Source organism: Rhizobium sp. P38BS-XIX (assembly GCF_012641435.1).
Classification (GTDB): Bacteria; Pseudomonadota; Alphaproteobacteria; order Rhizobiales; family Rhizobiaceae; genus Rhizobium.
Genome location: NZ_JABAIJ010000035.1, coordinates 1 through 585, shown reverse-complemented (window position 1 = coordinate 585; position 585 = coordinate 1). Strand labels below are relative to the sequence as shown.

The 585-nt window shown below is 62.4% G+C and carries 1 protein-coding gene and 1 pseudogene; both read right to left on the bottom strand.

Going from position 1 to position 585, the window contains the following annotated elements:
* Positions 1-140: pseudogene (locus tag HGP17_RS33400) on the bottom strand (bifunctional methylenetetrahydrofolate dehydrogenase/methenyltetrahydrofolate cyclohydrolase); the annotation flags it as partial.
* Positions 141-145: 5 nt separating this feature from the next.
* On the bottom strand, positions 146-585 hold a 440-nt coding region (locus HGP17_RS33395), incomplete at its 5' end, for a formyltetrahydrofolate deformylase (protein ID WP_168816346.1).

Below are 585 nucleotides of genomic sequence, written 5' to 3'. Positions count from 1 at the left end.
GCCGGATCGTCACCGACGATCACGACCGCAAGCCCGGTCTTCACACCGGTCTCCGCCTCAAGTCCCGCCGCCGCATTCTTGACCGCCTCGATCACCGAAGCCGCTGCAACCTTGCCATCGATCACTGAAGCAAGCGCCATTGGCCTCACCCCATCCGCTCTGATGCGTAGGATCCTGGGCTTGCCGGGAAGACGACGGTACGGTTGCCGTTGATGAAGTTGCGATGATGGATGTGCGCATGGATGGCGCGGGCCAGCACCTGGCTTTCCACGTCACGGCCGATCGAGACGTAATCCTCGGCCGACTGCGCATGCGTGATGCGCGCCGTATCCTGCTCGATGATCGGACCTTCGTCGAGATCGGCGGTCACATAGTGCGCCGTCGCGCCGATCAGCTTCACACCGCGCTCATAGGCCTGCTTGTAGGGGTTGGCCCCCTTGAACGACGGCAGGAAGGAATGATGGATGTTGATGATGCGGCCGGACATCTTCTGGCACATGGAGTCCGACAGGATCTGCATGTAGCGCGCCAGCACGATCAGCTCCGTGCCGGTCTGCTCGACCACGTCCATGATCCGCGCTTCCG